This is a genomic window from Allobosea sp. P1_B10, from assembly GCF_056406735.1.
In genome coordinates, this window is sequence record NZ_JBFTZP010000007.1 from 198,762 (window position 1) to 213,402 (window position 14,641).

The following is a 14,641-nucleotide window of genomic DNA, read 5'->3' on the forward strand; positions in this document are numbered from 1 at the left end:
ATGACTGCAGGTAACAAAACGATGAACCGACGCCTTGGCTACGCTGCCCTCCTTGCCGCTTCCGTATCGGCGCTGCCGCTGCTGACCGACCCCGCGTCCGCCCAGCGCAGGCCCAAGCCTGCCGAACAGCCCACGCTCGAGCAGCGCGAAGGCCCGGCGGTCAAGCAGGACAAGAACTTTCCGCTCGGCGCCTCCTGGACGGCGATCGCTCTTAACGGCCGACCGATCACCGATCGCCGCATCACCTTGCAGGTCGACCAGAACCTGCGCGGCACCGGCTTCGGTGGCTGCAACACGTTCTCGGCCTCAGCCTATCCGCTGCGCCAGCAGGGTTTTGCGGTCGGCCCGCTGGCATTGACCAAGCGCGCCTGCGACAAGGGCGTGCTCGACTTCGAGCGCAGTTATCTTATGGCCCTGCGCGGCGCTCGTAACTGGGACGTCGTCGCCGGCAAGCTCATCATCAAGGGCGCGGCCGGCGAAATCCAGTTCGACCGCGGCATCTAAATCCAGCGCCGCCCAGCTGGCCCAGCCGGCATAGGGCTGAGAAGCCGCGCGAGCGGCCTCGACCCGCTCTCCATCAGCAGGCGCCAGGCCCTGTGATGGATTGCGGGTTTTTTGTCTTTCCGGGTCAGATATCGCGAGCGGCGTCGCCTGGACGCCGCGTGCCCGGGCGGTCAGCCGAGGCTGGCCGCCTCGCGCTGTGTGGCCCTGGGGCTGAAGGTGCCGTCTTCATTGCGCTGCATTGCGACGATCGCGTCGTGCATCTCGCGCAGGGTCGAGCGGTGACCGATCGAGACGATGCGCGTCTGCGGCAGGCTGCTTTCGATCGTGGCGTAGATCTCGCCTTCGAGTTTCTCGTCGAGCGAGGCGGTCGCCTCGTCGAGGAAGAGCCAGTCGGGCTTGGCCAGGAGCGCGCGCGCGACGGCCAGGCGCTGCTGCTCGCCGCCCGAAAGTCGCTGGCCCCAGAGATCGACTTCGTCCAGCCGCTCGTTCAGATGGGCGAGCTTGACCTTCTCCATCGCCGCGTGGATCTCGGCGTCGCTGTATGTCGCCTCCTCGGAGGGGTAGACCAGGGCTGCCCTGAGCGAGCCTTGCGGCAGATAGGGCCGCTGCGGCAACAGCATGACATGTGCGTTGGCGGGAACGCCGACCCGGCCCTCGCCGAAGGGCCATATCCCGGCGATCGCCCTGAACAGCGTGGACTTGCCCGAGCCTGACGGGCCGGTGACGAGCGTCCGGCGGGCGGCGCCGAGGTCCAGATCGTTCACCCGCACGATCGGCTGGCCGTTCGGCAGGCTGAGCGTCATGCCGGTCACGTTCAGCGCGCTGCCTGCCGACGCCGAGACGTCGATGCCCTGGCCGTTGCCGCTGGCCGCCTTCGCCTGGGCAATTGCTGCCTCGAAGGTTGTGAGGCGGTTGATCGAGGCGAGGTAGGAGGCGATCGTGTTGTACCGGTCGATGAAGAACGACATCGCGGTCTGCACGCGGTCGAAGGCCGATGCTACCTGCGTCATGATGCCGAGCGTGATCGCGCCGGTGAAATAGTGCGGTGCCAGCAGCACGTAGGGCACCACGACGTTCGCCTGGCTGTAGGATGCCGTGAAGGTGGTGAGCTTCACGCGGGCCCAGACCAGCCGGTAGAAGTTCGTGACGATGTCGCCGAAACGCTCGCTGAGATGGCGCTGCTCCGACAGTTCGCCGCGCATCAGTGCGATCTGCTCCGAATATTCGCGCAGGCGTGCCAGCGAGAAGCGGAAATTCGCCTCGCGACGTTCCTGCTCGAATTCCAGCCCGATCAGCGGCTTGCCGATCAGATGGGTGATCCAGGTCGCAGCGATCGAATAGATCAGCGCCATCCAGAGCAGGAATCCGGGAATGACGATCGATGTGCCGGGGATCGTGATCGGGATCGGGATCGACCACAGGATGATAGAGAACGAGACCAGGGTCGAAACCTGCGACAGCAGCGGCAGCGCGAAGTTATAGGTCTGGTTGACGAAGGAGCGGGTGTCTTCAGCGATGCGCTGGTCAGGGTTGTCGGCCGTGCCGGCGAGCGAAATGCGGTAATGCGTGGGGCCGTTGAGCCAGTGGCCGGTATAGGTTTCGGCCATCCAGCGCCGCCAGCGGATCAGCAGCGTATAGTTCGCCACCATCTCGATCAGGTTCGACATGACCGAGATCGCGGCCCAGACACTGAAAACGAAGATCAGCTGGTACCAGAAGGTCGGTGCGTCCTTTTCCTGGATCGCATTGTAGAAGTCGCGATTGAAGAAGCTCAGCCGCAGCGAAATGCCGACCTGCAGCTGGTTGAGCACCACGAGGAAGATCAGCAGCATGGTGCCGAGATGGCCCAGGCGGACCTGGAACGAGCCGAAGGGCCAGAGCTTTGCGGTGGTGGGCTCGGTCGATTCGAAATAGGGCGAGGCGAGCCGCGCGATCCGCTGGATCACCGGGATGAAGGAGATCAGGTAGATCAGGATGCCGAACACGGCCACGGTCGTGCTCAGGCTTGCGGGCGGCGCAAGCGCCTGCGCCGAGGCTGGCCAGTAGCCCAGCGCAGCCAGGATGCTGCCGGCCCCGAACAGCACGTACTCGACGCCGAAGATGCCGGAGAAGATCTTCAGGAAGAAGGGCAGGGCGGTCGCGCGGAAGGTCGCCAGCGCCAGCAGCGCGCCTATCACGCCCATGCCAATCAGTCCGGCGCTGCCGCCTTGCTGGCCTGTCAGCAGGGCAAGCGCGGCAAGCGCTGCGACGGCGAAACTCAATACACGCATGAGGACGATCCTGGCCGGGTGGTGCGGCGCGAGGCGCCGTGATTCGGACCATGTCGCAGCCGCTGCGGCCATTCAATGGCTGGCGGCCCAGATGAGCGAATTGTCATCTGCCCGACAGAAAAAAGGCCCGGCTTGCGCCGGGCCTTCGATAGTCTCGCAGAAGCGAAGCTTGCCTGGACCAGGGGTCCATGCAGCCGCCGAAACCGGGCTTGCCCGGTTCCGGGATTTCAGACGCTGGGAGCGCCTGGACTTCCTCAGAAGTCCATGCCGCCCATGCCGCCGCCGCCCATCTGGGGCATCGGCGAGTCCTTCTTCGGGAGCTCGGCGATCATCGCCTCGGTGGTGATGAGCAGGCCAGCGATCGAAGCTGCGTCCTGGATCGCCGTACGCACGACCTTGGTGGGGTCGATGATGCCGGCCTTGACCAGATCGCCGTACACGCCGGTCTGGGCATTGTAGCCGAAGGCGTATTCCTTGGACTCGAGCAGCTTGCCGACCACGACAGCGCCATCATCACCGGCGTTGTCGACGATCTGCTTGGCCGGGGCCATGATCGCCTTGCGGACGATCTCGACGCCGGTCTTCTGGTCGTCGTTGGCGGTCTTGATCGCCTTAACGGTCGAGAGAGCGCGCAGGAGGGCGACGCCACCACCCGGCAGGACGCCTTCTTCAACGGCGGCGCGGGTCGCGTTCAGGGCGTCGTCGACGCGGTCCTTCTTCTCCTTGACTTCGACTTCGGTCGCGCCGCCGACGCGGATGACCGCGACGCCGCCGGCCAGCTTGGCCAGACGCTCCTGGAGCTTCTCACGATCGTAGTCCGAAGAGGTCTCTTCGATCTGCGCCTTGATCTGGGTGACGCGAGCTTCGATGTCCTTCTTCTTGCCGGCGCCGTCGATGATCGTGGTGGTCTCCTTCTCGATGCGCACCTTCTTGGCGCGTCCGAGCATGGCGAGGGTCACGGTCTCGAGCTTGATGCCGAGGTCTTCCGAGATCATCTGACCGGCGGTCAGGATCGAAAGGTCCTCGAGCATCGCCTTGCGGCGATCGCCGAAGCCAGGAGCCTTGACGGCTGCAACCTTCAGGCCGCCACGGAGCTTGTTGACGACGAGCGTGGCAAGAGCCTCGCCTTCGACGTCTTCGGCGATGATGAGCAGCGGCTTGCCGGTCTGCACCACGGCCTCGAGGATCGGCAGCATCGCCTGCAGCGACGACAGCTTCTTCTCGAAGATCAGGATGTAGGGGTCTTCCAGCTCGGCGACCATCTTCTCCGAGTTGGTGATGAAGTAAGGCGAGAGATAGCCACGGTCGAACTGCATGCCCTCGACGACGTCGAGTTCGGTCTCGGCGGTCTTGGCTTCCTCGACGGTGATGACACCCTCGTTGCCGACCTTCTGCATGGCGGTGGCGATCATCTGGCCGACCGACTCATCGCCATTGGCCGAGATGGTGCCGACCTGCGCGACTTCCGCGTTGGTCGTGACCTTCTTGGAGTTCTTCTTGAGGTCGGCGACGATGGCCTCGACCGCGAGGTCGATGCCGCGCTTCAGGTCCATCGGGTTCATGCCGGCGGCAACCGACTTCAGGCCTTCGCGCATGATGGCGGCGGCGAGAACGGTCGCGGTCGTGGTGCCGTCGCCGGCATGGTCGTTCTGCTTCGAGGCCACTTCGCGCACCATCTGGGCGCCCATGTTCTCGAACTTGTCAGCGAGCTCGATCTCCTTGGCGACGGTGACGCCGTCCTTGGTGATGCGGGGAGCGCCGAACGACTTGTCGATGACGACGTTACGGCCCTTGGGGCCCAGGGTCACCTTGACGGCGTTGGCGAGGATTTCGACACCGCGGAGCATCCGGTCGCGGGCGTCGGTGGAGAACTTGACGTCTTTGGCTGCCATGAGAGCAACTCCTTAGAAAATTTCGGGGAAGGCGGTCTCAGGCGTTCAGCCGATGACGCCCATGATGTCGGATTCCTTCATGATCAGGAGATCCTGGCCGTCGATCTTGACCTCGGTGCCAGACCACTTGCCGAACAGGACGCGGTCGCCCTTCTTGACGTCCAGCGGGGTCAGCTTGCCGGCTTCGTCGCGGCCACCGGGGCCGACGGCGATGACTTCGCCCTCTTGGGGCTTTTCCTTGGCGGTATCGGGAATGATGATGCCACCCTTGGTCTTCTCTTCGCCATCAAGGCGACGGACCACGACGCGGTCATGCAACGGACGGAACTTCATGGTTCAGTCTTCCTCTCTAGAATTGGGGCAGACGGCCGCTGTCTCGTAGGACTGCCGACCGGCATCCGTTAGCAGTCTCGTTTGATGAGTGCCAACCGATGCCGCGGAGATAGGCTCGGCCCCCTGGAGAGTCAAGGAATCATCGGATCATAAAGTGAATCCGGCGGGTCGGGCGGCGCCTGCGACATTGCGAAAACGGCAAAGCGTTTCCCTCCGTCCTTGTCCCGCCTTAGCATGGCGGAATGACGACCACGGCTCTCGATCCGCAGCTCGACGATATCGCGCGCTCCTGCGTCGCGCTGCATGTTCGCATGACGGCGCGCGCCGTGACCCGTGCCTATGACGAGGCGATGCGCCCCAGCGGCCTGAAGATCACGCAGTTCGTCCTGCTCTCGGCCCTGAGCACGGGGGCCTGGCGCTCGGTCACCGAGCTTGCCGAACGCTTTGCGCTCGAGCGCACCTCTTTGACCCGCAACCTGCAGCTGCTCGCCGCCGAAGCATTGATCGAGCCCGTCGAGTGCAAGGGGCGGGCCTCGGTCTATGCCGTCACCGACAAGGGGAGGGCGGCAATCGAGGCCGCCATTCCGTTTTGGCGGGCGGCGCAGGAGCGCATCGAGGGTGGGCTCGGCAAGGAGCGCTGGACCCAAACCCGCGACGGATTGAAAGCGTTGCGCCGCGTCGCCCGGCGTGCGGACTAACCCGAGCTTGACCTGAGCCGTTGCTCACCCGTAACGTGTATCTACACATTATGGAGCTGGTGCTATGGCGAGAGCGGTTGGAGTGGTGGCGCGCGACGTGCTGCTTGCCGGCGACGGGTTGAGCTTCCTGCGTGGCATGGTCGAGGGCAAGCATCCCGGCCCACCCTTCGCCGATGCGATGGATTTCGACATAGCCGAGGTCGAGGAGGGACGCGTCGTCTTCACGGGAAAGCCATCTGCGCGCTTCTTCAACCCGCTGGGCACGATCCATGGCGGATGGACCGCGACGATCCTGGATTCTGCCATGGCCTGCGCCGCGCACAGCACGCTGAAGACCGGCGAGGGCTACACGACGCTGGAAATGAAGATCAACTACGTCCGGCCCGTCATGCCCGAGAGCGGCACCGTGCGCTGCGAGGGCAAGCTGATCCACCGCGGCGGTACCATCGCGACGACGGAAGGCCGGCTGCTCGACGAGCGCGGCCGGCTTCTGGCGCACGGCACCGAGACCTGCCTGATCTTCCCTGCCAAGGCGAAGGGGGAGAGCCCGGCGTGAGGTTTACCGCGCCTTTTGCCGGCTGACCGCCACCGCTCCCGCCACGATCAGCAGCGCGCCGGCATAGGTCGTGATCTCAGGCACCTCTCCGAACATCAGGTAGCCCAGGAGGCTCGCCCAGATCAGGGCCGTATATTCGAGCGGCGCAAGCCGCGACGCCTCGGCTCGTGCGAAGGCGGAGACCAGCATGAAATGGCCGCCGACCGCCAGTGCGCCGGCCAACGCATAGGCCGCGAGGTCGCCCGCCGTCATCGGCACGAAGGCGAGGGCTGCCGGAATGGCGAGGCATACCGCCGGTCCGCCATTCTGGAACATCACGATGATCGCAGGATGCTCCTTCTGCGCGATACGCCGCAGCAGGATCAGGTTGAACGCATAGGCGACGGCCGAGAACAGCGCGGCCGCGACGCCGAGTTCGGCGGTGGTGACATTGCCCTGCAGCCGCGGCCAAACCATCACCAGCATGCCGGCGACACCGAACCCGAGTGCCTGGAAGATCCGGCTGTCGAGCCTCTCCTTGAGCAGCAGGCCGCCGAGCAGCGCGACGAAGACAGGCGCCAGGAAGGACAGGGTCAGGGCTTCCGCCAGTGGAAGAACCGAGATCGAATAGAAGAAGCTGCCGGCTTTCAGCACCACGACCGGCACGCGGATCAGGTTGCCGATCACGCTGGCGCGCGTCGGGAAGGCCGGCCGGGCGAAGGCCAGGAACAGTAGGGCGAAGACGCCGCCCATGGCGAAGCGCATGAACAGGGCGACGATGAAGGGATGATCGCGCATCTGCCCCTTGATCACCGCGTCCATGGCGGTGAGCAGGGCGATTCCGAGCGCGGCGCGAAACGCCGTCCCGAGCGTCATGCCGGCAGGCCGGTCAGGCTTTTGCGGAAGTGATATTCCCAGGTGAACGAGACGTCGCCGAGATAGCGCTCGCCGGGCCAGCGCACGAAGCCGAGCTTTTCATAGAAGCGGTGCCCGCGCGTGAACTTGCTGTCGGACCACAGCATCATCTCGCCATAGCCGCCATCCCCAGCGAAACCGAGCGCCTGCGCAAACAGCGCCTGCGCAAGGCCGGAACCGCGAAAGGCGGGATCCGCATAGACCTTGAAGATTTCGACCGCATTCTGCTCGGGCACCGGGAGAACGCCGAGCGACCCCGCAATGCCGCCGCCGGGCGCGTCCGCGACCCAGAGCCGGCCGCCCTTGCCGAAGAAGTGGCTGGCTGGGGCGCGCAGTTCGGGAAATTCCGCCCATTCGAAGAAGCAATGCGGATACTCGGCAAAGCTTGCTGCAACGAGTTTCGCCAGCGGCTCGGAATCGGAGTCGCGGGCATCGCGGAGCGGAGGCAGGAGCGTGGTGATTCCGCTTGCTTACGGCCTATCGCAACGCGCGAACAGGGCCGCGACAGCACGCCCCGCATACCCGCCACGCAGCGTCGTGCACGCGCAAGGCCCGCCATTTCGCGGTTTACCCAGTCGCAAGCGCCGCTCCCGCTTGGAAAACCGGGGGTTCGCGGCTAGCCATGACAACGCCACGCCTCTGGCGCCCGCCCGAGTCGCACGATCTCCGCCGCATTGGCGCCGTGACCGAGACGACATGACCGTCCTGCTGCCCTTCGTCATCAATGCCGGCCTCAATTTTGTCCTCGGGCTGCTGATCGCCCTGTTCCTCGGCCCGGCCGAATTCGGGCGCTATGCCATCGGCGCGGCGATCATCGTGCTGGTCAACACGGCCATGCTCGACTGGGTCAAGCTGTCGGCCGTGCGCTTCTATTCGCTGAAATCCCGCGAGGAGCAGCCGGAAATCCGGGCGACCTTGGATGTTCTGGCGGCTGGCATCAGCATCGCCCTCTCGGGTCTGCTTGTGGCCGCGATCGTCGCCGGCATCGACTTCAAGCTGCCGGCCATGCTGCTGGCGGCCGCCGTGCTCGGCGGCGTCGGGGCGGGGCTGTTCGACTATCACGGCGCGATCGCCCGGGCCCGCTTCCTCGATGCCGCCTATGCCAAGCTCATCATCGTCAAGAACCTGGTCGCGCTGGTGCTGATGGTCGGCGGTGCATGGTTGACGCGGGACCCGACCGTCGTGCTGCTTGGCGGTCTCGTCAGTGCAGCGGTCGCGCTGTTGACGGTGCGACGCGCGCTTGCCGACGCGCCGCTCTCGATCGCCGCTGCTCGCAAGGACCTGGCCCGGACTTTCATGCTCTATGCGCTGCCGCTGGTTGCGGGCAACGCGATCTACTCGCTGATCCCGTTGCTCAACCGCTCGCTGCTGGCCGGGACCTATGGCTTTGCCGAGGCCGGCTATTTCTCGCTCGCCTCCGACATGGGACTGCGGCTGTTCGGCACGCTCGGCGCGACGCTCGAGATCGTTCTGCTGCGCGAGGTCATCCGCCTCGACGAGGCGCGTGGGCGCCTGCCGGCGCAGAAGCGCATCGCCAAGAACATGCTGATGGTGCTGTTGGTGGCACTACCGATCGCGGTCGGGCTGTGGATGGTCCTTCCGGCCTTCGACCGCCTGATCGTGCCGCCGAGCTTCCAGGGCCGCTTCGCAGGCTACATGGAAATCCTGCTGCCGGGCTTCACGGCGATCACGCTGTTCCAGGCGGCGCTTTATCCGGTCTTCCTCATAGGCAAGCGCACGGGCATCGCTACGCTCGTCGCCCTGCTCGGCCTGGCGGTTAATGTCTCGCTCGCCTTCTGGCTGGCGCCGAAGCTCGGTCCCCTCGCTTATGCCTGGGGCCAGAGTGCGGCGCTTCTGAGCGTGCTCGGGGTTACGGCTGTCGCCGCGCTGCGCAGCCTTCCGGTCGCGCCGCCCTGGCGCGATTGCGCGCTCGTCGTGCTCGCGGCGGCGGTGATGGCGCTGGCGATCTGGCCGTTGCGGGATCGATTTGCGGCGCCTGTCGAGCTTCTCCTGCAGGTCGTCATCGGCGCGGCGATCTATGTCGGTGTGGTTCTGGGCTGCGACATCGGGCGGCTGCGCACGAGCCTGCGGCTGTGGTGGCTGGCGCGCAAGGCGAGGCGCGGCTGAGCGGAAGTTCGTGCTGCTAGGCCGCGGTCGTTCGACAACTCTTCATTCACCCTGTGCATTGCCTGACAGGTAAGGTTAATTCGTTGAAATATACGGATTAATGCCGCTGGAGGCCTGTCGAAGTCAACGATTCACCATTCCTTTTAAGCCTGATCGGCAGGCTCTCCGCAGGTTGATGTCGAGAGAGTTTGCGTCATGCGTCGAGTCCGCTTCCTGCCTGTCCTGTCCCTCGCGGCTGCGATCTCGCAAGCCGGGGTAGCCTCGGCGCAAGACCCCTTCGACCCCATGACGACCGCCTCCCCGGCGCGCGGGAATTATGGCGGCGGCTTCATCGAGATGATGATGACCGGCCGCGACCCGACCCCGAGCGGACGTGGCGGCGCCGTCTACAATACCCCGCGCGGCTACTCCGCCTATGGGCAGAGCCGGCAGGCGCCCGCAGGATACTACCAGAACGATCCTTTCGCGCCTGAGGCGCAGCCCCGCGCGCCGGGGCGGCGCATGGCGGCGCTCGGCGAACCCGTCCGGGCCCAGCGCCCGATCGAGCGCGTCGTCGATCCCCGCTTCCAAAAGCAGGAAGTCGCCTATGACGGCCCCCACAAGCCCGGGACCATCATCATCGACACGCCGCAGCGCTTCCTCTTCCTGGTCCAGCCCGGCGGACGGGCCTTGCGCTACGGCATCGGCGTCGGCCGCCCCGGCTTCTCCTGGGCCGGCATGAAGACCGTCAGCCGCAAGGCAGAATGGCCGAGCTGGACGCCGCCGTCAGAGATGCTGAAGCGCCGGCCCGATCTGCCGCGCTACATGGCCGGCGGTCCCGAAAACCCGATGGGCGCGCGCGCCATGTATCTGGGCTCCACGCTCTACCGCATCCACGGCACCAACGAGCCCAACACCATCGGGCAGGCCGTGTCCTCCGGCTGCATCCGCATGACCAATGACGATGTGACCGACCTCTACGAGCGCGTCCGGGTGGGCGCCAAAGTCCTGGTGATCTGAGCGGCACGAAGCCTGGCGCATTTTCGGTCTGCTCCATGAAAAAGCCCGCCCGGTCTGCACCGGGCGGGCTTCATCATGTGTGGCCCGCGAGGAGGCCGGGACGGGTTACGCCCAGCTGTCGTCGTCGCCGCCAGTGTCGAAGCTGGAGCCGTCATCATAGCCATCGTCGGCGGGCGTCTCCTGCGCAGCGGTCTGGTAGTTTGCCGCGTTCGAGGACCCGTCGTCGTAGCTCGTGTTGTCGCCCGCGGTCTGCGCGTTTCCGGCGCCGCTCTTGTCGGTGTCCGAGGTCGCGCTTGCCTCGGCCGGCTTGGCTGTCTCACCTGCGGCCTTGTGCCCGCCGAAGGCGTTGGTCAGGACGTTGCCGAGCATCATGCCTCCTGCAACACCGGCCGCGGTTGTCAGGGCGGAGGCCATGAACCCACCACCGGCACCGCCGCGGGCAGGCTGCTGGCCGGGCTGGTTACCCCAGGGTCCGGGCTGCTGGCCCATCTGTCCGGGAGCTGCCTGCATCGCCTCGGGCTGGCGCGTATTCCAGACTGGAGCCGCCGGCTGCTCTGCCCGCTGCGGGAAGGTCGGGACCGAGCGCGGGCGCGCCGGCTCGGGAGCCGCCTGGCCGCCTCCGAATATGCCGGAGAGAAAGCCGCCGGCCTGGGCGGGCGCCGGGGCAGGGCGGTCCTGCAGATCACGCAGCTGCGCCTGCAGACCCTCGACCTGCGTCTGCAGGTTGGTCAGGGCCTGTTCCTGCACATAGACCGCCTGCGCCATGGCATAGGGCGCGTACGGTTGCTCGCGCAGCCTGTCGGCGATGTAACGTTCAGCCTCGGGGTCGCGGGGCTGGTTGGCCGCCTGTCTCAGACGGTCGAAAATCCCGGCGATCACGTCGCGTTCTTGCGGCGTCATCGTCATCTCCTCTCATGTCGGGCGGCGCGGTTGCGCCGCCTCACAAGAGGTGGTGGCTGCGTGTGACGGTATCAAGGCGCGCGGGCTTCGCGCGCCCGCCGGCCTCACATGTCTTCGGAGGTGAACTCGTCGAAGGTTTCGCCATCCGCCGGCTTCATCAGGCCGCTGCGGTTGAGCACCACGACGGCCGTGCCGGTGGGGACGCGGCTGTGCAGGTCGATGATGTCCTGGTTGAACAGGCGGATGCAGCCAGAGGAGACCGACTTGCCGATCGACCAGGGCTCCGATGTGCCATGGATCCGGTAGAGCGTGTCGCGGTCGCCCTGATAGAGATAGAGCGCGCGGGCGCCGAGGGGATTGTCGAGCCCCGACGGCATTCCACCGGCCCAAGGGCCGTTCTTCTCGGGATCACGCGCTATCATCGCAGGAGTAGGCGTCCAGCGCGGCCAGGCGGCCTTGCGGGCCACGGTGGCGCGGCCACGCCACGACATGCCCTGCTTGCCGACGCCGATGCCGTAGCGGATGGCGCGGCCATCTTCGCGGACCAGATAGAGGAAGCGGTTGTCGGTATCGACGACGATGGTGCCGGGCGCCTCGCGGGTCGGATAGGCGACTTCCTGGCGCAGGAACCGCGGGTTGACCTCGGAGATATCCGTCGCGGGCAGCGGGAAGGTCTCGTCCGGCATGTCGCCATACATGGCGAGATATTCGGGGCTGATGCGCGGGGCCCGGGCGACCTCGAACGGCTCCTGGCGCGAGCCGACGCAGGCAGCGAGCAGCATCGGCATCATGAGGGCAGCGCTGCGTCTGGTCATACGGCCGAGATCAGCGGGGGAGGCGGAGGCGGTCGGCGCGACGGGCATGAAGTTTTGTCTCTGCTTATTGGTCTTGCGGCGGAACGTGGCGGGGCTGCGGTTCTGCAATCGCAGCGTGTCCCGTCGACCCTTTGAAGGCGGTCGAGATGGCCGTGGGGTGTAGACGATGTGGCGAAAGTGTGGCGGTTACCGGCTGTGTCGGATCGGCAACAGGTGAGGCCATGTCTCTGGGAAGGCGCGCATTCAATCTGGGCGTGCAGACATCTGCGAAAGCCGGCGGCCGATGCAGCCGATACGCGGTGTTTAACGCGGAAAAGTCCAAGGTTAAGCGTTTATTTAAGGATTATGACAAAGAACAGGCTTGTCCCGCAAAGATTTTCAGCGTGCGACAGGGGTGGCCTTCCCGGGTCTCTCTTCCAGTTACTTCCCAATACCCGGTCGGCTCGGTTGCGCTTTGGCGGCACTAGCCGTGTCCGGTCAAAAACACTCGGCCGGAGGCAAGTTCTCGTGAAGTCACTGCGTACCAAAATTCTGGCCATGCTGTTTATCGTCGCCAGTGGCGCGATTATTTCCGCGATACTGAGCCTTTACGGACTGACCAGGGCAAGCAGCCTGAACGACCGCTCGAGCATCCAGGGCGACATCGCGCTGGTCACGGAGCGAATCAACGGGCTCGTCACGGGCGTGGTGATGGATGCGCGCGGCGTCTACATGTCGAAGACGGCGCAGGAAGCAGAACCCTTCGCCAAGGGCATGGAGAGCCGCTTCCCGCTGCTGCGTAGCCAGGTCGCCGAACTCGGCCGCATGGTGCCGGCTGGCGAGCGCGAGCGCGCGGGCCGCATCGAAAAGGCCATTGCCGATTTCATCACGTTCCGGTCCGAGACCGTGCGCCTGGCGCGGCAGGTCTCGACGGCCGCCGCGAACGAGCAGGGCAACAATGATTTGAACCGCGAGAACCGCAGGGGCCTGAACGAACTCCTGGCCGGGTTCAGTAAGCGCAACGAGGATGTCGGCAACGTGCTCGGCGAGGAGGCCGCGAGCTTCACCCGCCAGGTCCAGTGGATCCTGCCCGTCGTGCTGCTCGCAACGCTGCTGGCCTCGCTTGGCGCAGCGATGCTGTTCGCGCAGCGCTCAATTACCAGGCCGTTGCTCGATCTCGCGGGCGTCATGGAGCGCCTGACAGCGGGCAATACCACGCTCGAAGTGCCCCATGTCGAACGCAGCGACGAGATCGGCACCATGGCCCGTGCGGTTTCGGTGCTGCGCCAGGCGACCGAGCAGGTCGCGCAGTTGCAGGAGCAGGAGCGGACGGCATCGGCTGCTCGCATCGCCCGCGCCCAGTCGATGGAGGCCGTCGTCTCCGATGTCGGCGATGTCGTCGCGGCCGCCGCCTCGGGCGATTTCTCGGCGCGTCTTCAGATCGACCACGCCGACGAGCAGATGCAGAGGCTTGTCGAGGGCATCAACGAGATCAACGGGGTTGTCGACAGCGCCACCAGCGAGTTCTCGCAGGCCCTGCAGGCGATCGCAGGTGGCGACCTGACCACCCGCATCGACACCGCCTATCGCGGAAAATTTGCCGAACTCAAGGGCGCCATCAACGACACCGTCGAGCGGCTCTCCCAGACGGTGCGCACGATCCAGATCACCTCGGCCGATGTCGGGCTCGCGGCCCGCGAGATCAACACCGGCGCCGACGATCTCTCCAAGCGCACCGAGGAGCAGGCCTCGTCGCTGGAGCAGACGGCGGCCACCACCGAGGAACTCGCGGCATCCGTGAAAGCGTCCGCGCAGGCTTCGCGTGAGGCGGCGGCGATCGCAGACGAGGCGATGCAGGCCGCCCAGGCCGGCGGCGCGATCGCCGGCGAGGCCGTCGAGGCCATGGCGCGCATCGAGAGCGCCTCGCAGAAGATCTCCGAGATCATCCGGGTGATCGACGACATCGCCTTCCAGACCAACCTGCTGGCGCTGAACGCGGCAGTCGAAGCGGCGCGCGCCGGCGATGCCGGCAAGGGCTTTGCCGTGGTCGCCTCCGAGGTGCGTACGCTGGCGCAGCGCTCGGGCGCAGCCGCGAAGGATATTTCGGGGCTGATCTCGTCCTCGAACGCCGAGGTCGGCGAGGGCGTCAAACTGGTGCGTCAGGCCGGCGATTCCCTCACCCGGATTCTCTCGGCCTCCCAGAAGGTTGCCGCCACCATCGCAGACATCTCGGCGGCCTCCGGCGAGCAGGCCAACGGCATCGACGAGATGAGCCAGGCGGTCGCGCATCTCGACGAGATGACGCAGGCCAATGCGGCACTTGCCGAGCAGAGCGCTGCGTCCGCGGGGTCGCTGTCGGGCCGCATCGGCCAGCTCAACGACCTCGTCGCGGCCTTCCGCACCGGCCATGAGGCGTCGCCCGCGCGGGCGACAGGCCTTGTGGCAGCCGCACCGCCGCGAGCCAATACGTCCGCAGCGAAAACACGCGCCGAGCCGCAGCGCCTGCGCCAACTCGCCGAGGCCGCTTTCGCCCAGAGCCGCGCCGCGGCAGCCGCTCCCGCTGCGCCCCAGCGTCAGCTGGCGCCTGCACGCAAGGTCGCCAACAGCCGGGCCAGCGATGCCGGCTGGGAAGAGTTCTGAGCGCCAAACTCAGGTTATGATACGAAAAGGCCAC

At 66.0% G+C, this 14,641-nt stretch carries 13 protein-coding genes; 6 read left to right on the forward strand and 7 right to left on the reverse strand.

Features of this window, described 5'->3' with window-relative positions; translation table 11 throughout:
• Window positions 1–21 precede the first annotated feature (21 nt).
• Window positions 22–504, forward strand: a complete 483-nt coding sequence (locus AC1D2L_RS16480; RefSeq protein WP_476846968.1) for an META domain-containing protein — start codon at window positions 22–24, stop codon at window positions 502–504.
• Between the two features lie 170 nt (window positions 505–674).
• On the opposite strand, the gene AC1D2L_RS16485 is transcribed toward AC1D2L_RS16480, so the two are convergent.
• The 3 genes from AC1D2L_RS16485 to groES form a co-directional block, all read right to left on the reverse strand.
• Entirely contained in the window at window positions 675–2,774 is a 2,100-nt protein-coding gene (locus AC1D2L_RS16485; RefSeq protein ID WP_476846969.1) for an ABC transporter ATP-binding protein/permease, read from the reverse strand.
• A 254-nt stretch (window positions 2,775–3,028) separates the two neighbouring features.
• Window positions 3,029–4,666 (reverse strand): chaperonin GroEL, encoded by a 1,638-nt coding sequence (gene groL / locus AC1D2L_RS16490; protein WP_476846970.1) that lies wholly within the window; start codon window positions 4,664–4,666, stop codon window positions 3,029–3,031.
• A gap of 45 nt (window positions 4,667–4,711) precedes the next feature.
• Window positions 4,712–4,999: a co-chaperone GroES gene (groES, locus tag AC1D2L_RS16495; RefSeq protein ID WP_476846971.1), complete on the reverse strand. Its 288-nt coding sequence runs from the start codon at window positions 4,997–4,999 to the stop codon at window positions 4,712–4,714.
• 242 nt (window positions 5,000–5,241) lie between these two features.
• Between groES and AC1D2L_RS16500 the strand changes: the two genes are divergently transcribed.
• Together AC1D2L_RS16500 and AC1D2L_RS16505 are read left to right on the forward strand one after the other, a co-directional pair.
• Window positions 5,242–5,697, forward strand: coding sequence for a MarR family winged helix-turn-helix transcriptional regulator (locus AC1D2L_RS16500; protein WP_476846972.1), 456 nt, complete (start codon window positions 5,242–5,244; stop codon window positions 5,695–5,697).
• A gap of 64 nt (window positions 5,698–5,761) precedes the next feature.
• Window positions 5,762–6,253, forward strand: coding sequence for a PaaI family thioesterase (locus tag AC1D2L_RS16505; protein ID WP_476846973.1), 492 nt, complete (start codon window positions 5,762–5,764; stop codon window positions 6,251–6,253).
• 3 nt (window positions 6,254–6,256) lie between these two features.
• Here AC1D2L_RS16505 and AC1D2L_RS16510 read toward each other — a convergent pair whose 3' ends face one another.
• Together AC1D2L_RS16510 and AC1D2L_RS16515 are read right to left on the reverse strand one after the other, a co-directional pair.
• Window positions 6,257–7,108 (reverse strand): DMT family transporter, encoded by an 852-nt coding sequence (locus AC1D2L_RS16510; RefSeq protein ID WP_476846974.1) that lies wholly within the window; start codon window positions 7,106–7,108, stop codon window positions 6,257–6,259.
• Window positions 7,105–7,608 (reverse strand): N-acetyltransferase family protein, encoded by a 504-nt coding sequence (locus tag AC1D2L_RS16515; RefSeq protein WP_476847004.1) that lies wholly within the window; start codon window positions 7,606–7,608, stop codon window positions 7,105–7,107. The genes AC1D2L_RS16510 and AC1D2L_RS16515 overlap by 4 nt, the downstream gene beginning before the upstream one ends.
• Window positions 7,609–7,843: 235 nt before the next feature.
• On the opposite strand from AC1D2L_RS16515, the gene AC1D2L_RS16520 reads away from it, so the two are divergent.
• Together AC1D2L_RS16520 and AC1D2L_RS16525 are read left to right on the forward strand one after the other, a co-directional pair.
• A complete protein-coding gene (locus AC1D2L_RS16520) occupies window positions 7,844–9,274 on the forward strand; it encodes a lipopolysaccharide biosynthesis protein (protein ID WP_476846975.1) in 1,431 nt (476 codons plus the stop codon).
• Between the two features lie 195 nt (window positions 9,275–9,469).
• Window positions 9,470–10,273, forward strand: coding sequence for a L,D-transpeptidase (locus AC1D2L_RS16525; protein WP_476846976.1), 804 nt, complete (start codon window positions 9,470–9,472; stop codon window positions 10,271–10,273).
• Between the two features lie 105 nt (window positions 10,274–10,378).
• Here the strand turns inward: AC1D2L_RS16525 and AC1D2L_RS16530 are convergent, their stop codons facing one another.
• On the reverse strand, window positions 10,379–11,173 hold the full coding sequence (locus AC1D2L_RS16530) for a DUF2076 domain-containing protein (RefSeq protein ID WP_476846977.1): 795 nt from the start codon (window positions 11,171–11,173) through the stop codon (window positions 10,379–10,381).
• 104 nt (window positions 11,174–11,277) lie between these two features.
• Window positions 11,278–11,988 (reverse strand): L,D-transpeptidase, encoded by a 711-nt coding sequence (locus AC1D2L_RS16535; protein WP_476846978.1) that lies wholly within the window; start codon window positions 11,986–11,988, stop codon window positions 11,278–11,280.
• 507 nt (window positions 11,989–12,495) lie between these two features.
• Here AC1D2L_RS16535 and AC1D2L_RS16540 point away from each other — a divergent pair.
• Window positions 12,496–14,607, forward strand: coding sequence for a methyl-accepting chemotaxis protein (locus AC1D2L_RS16540; RefSeq protein ID WP_476846979.1), 2,112 nt, complete (start codon window positions 12,496–12,498; stop codon window positions 14,605–14,607).
• Window positions 14,608–14,641: the final 34 nt, after the last annotated feature.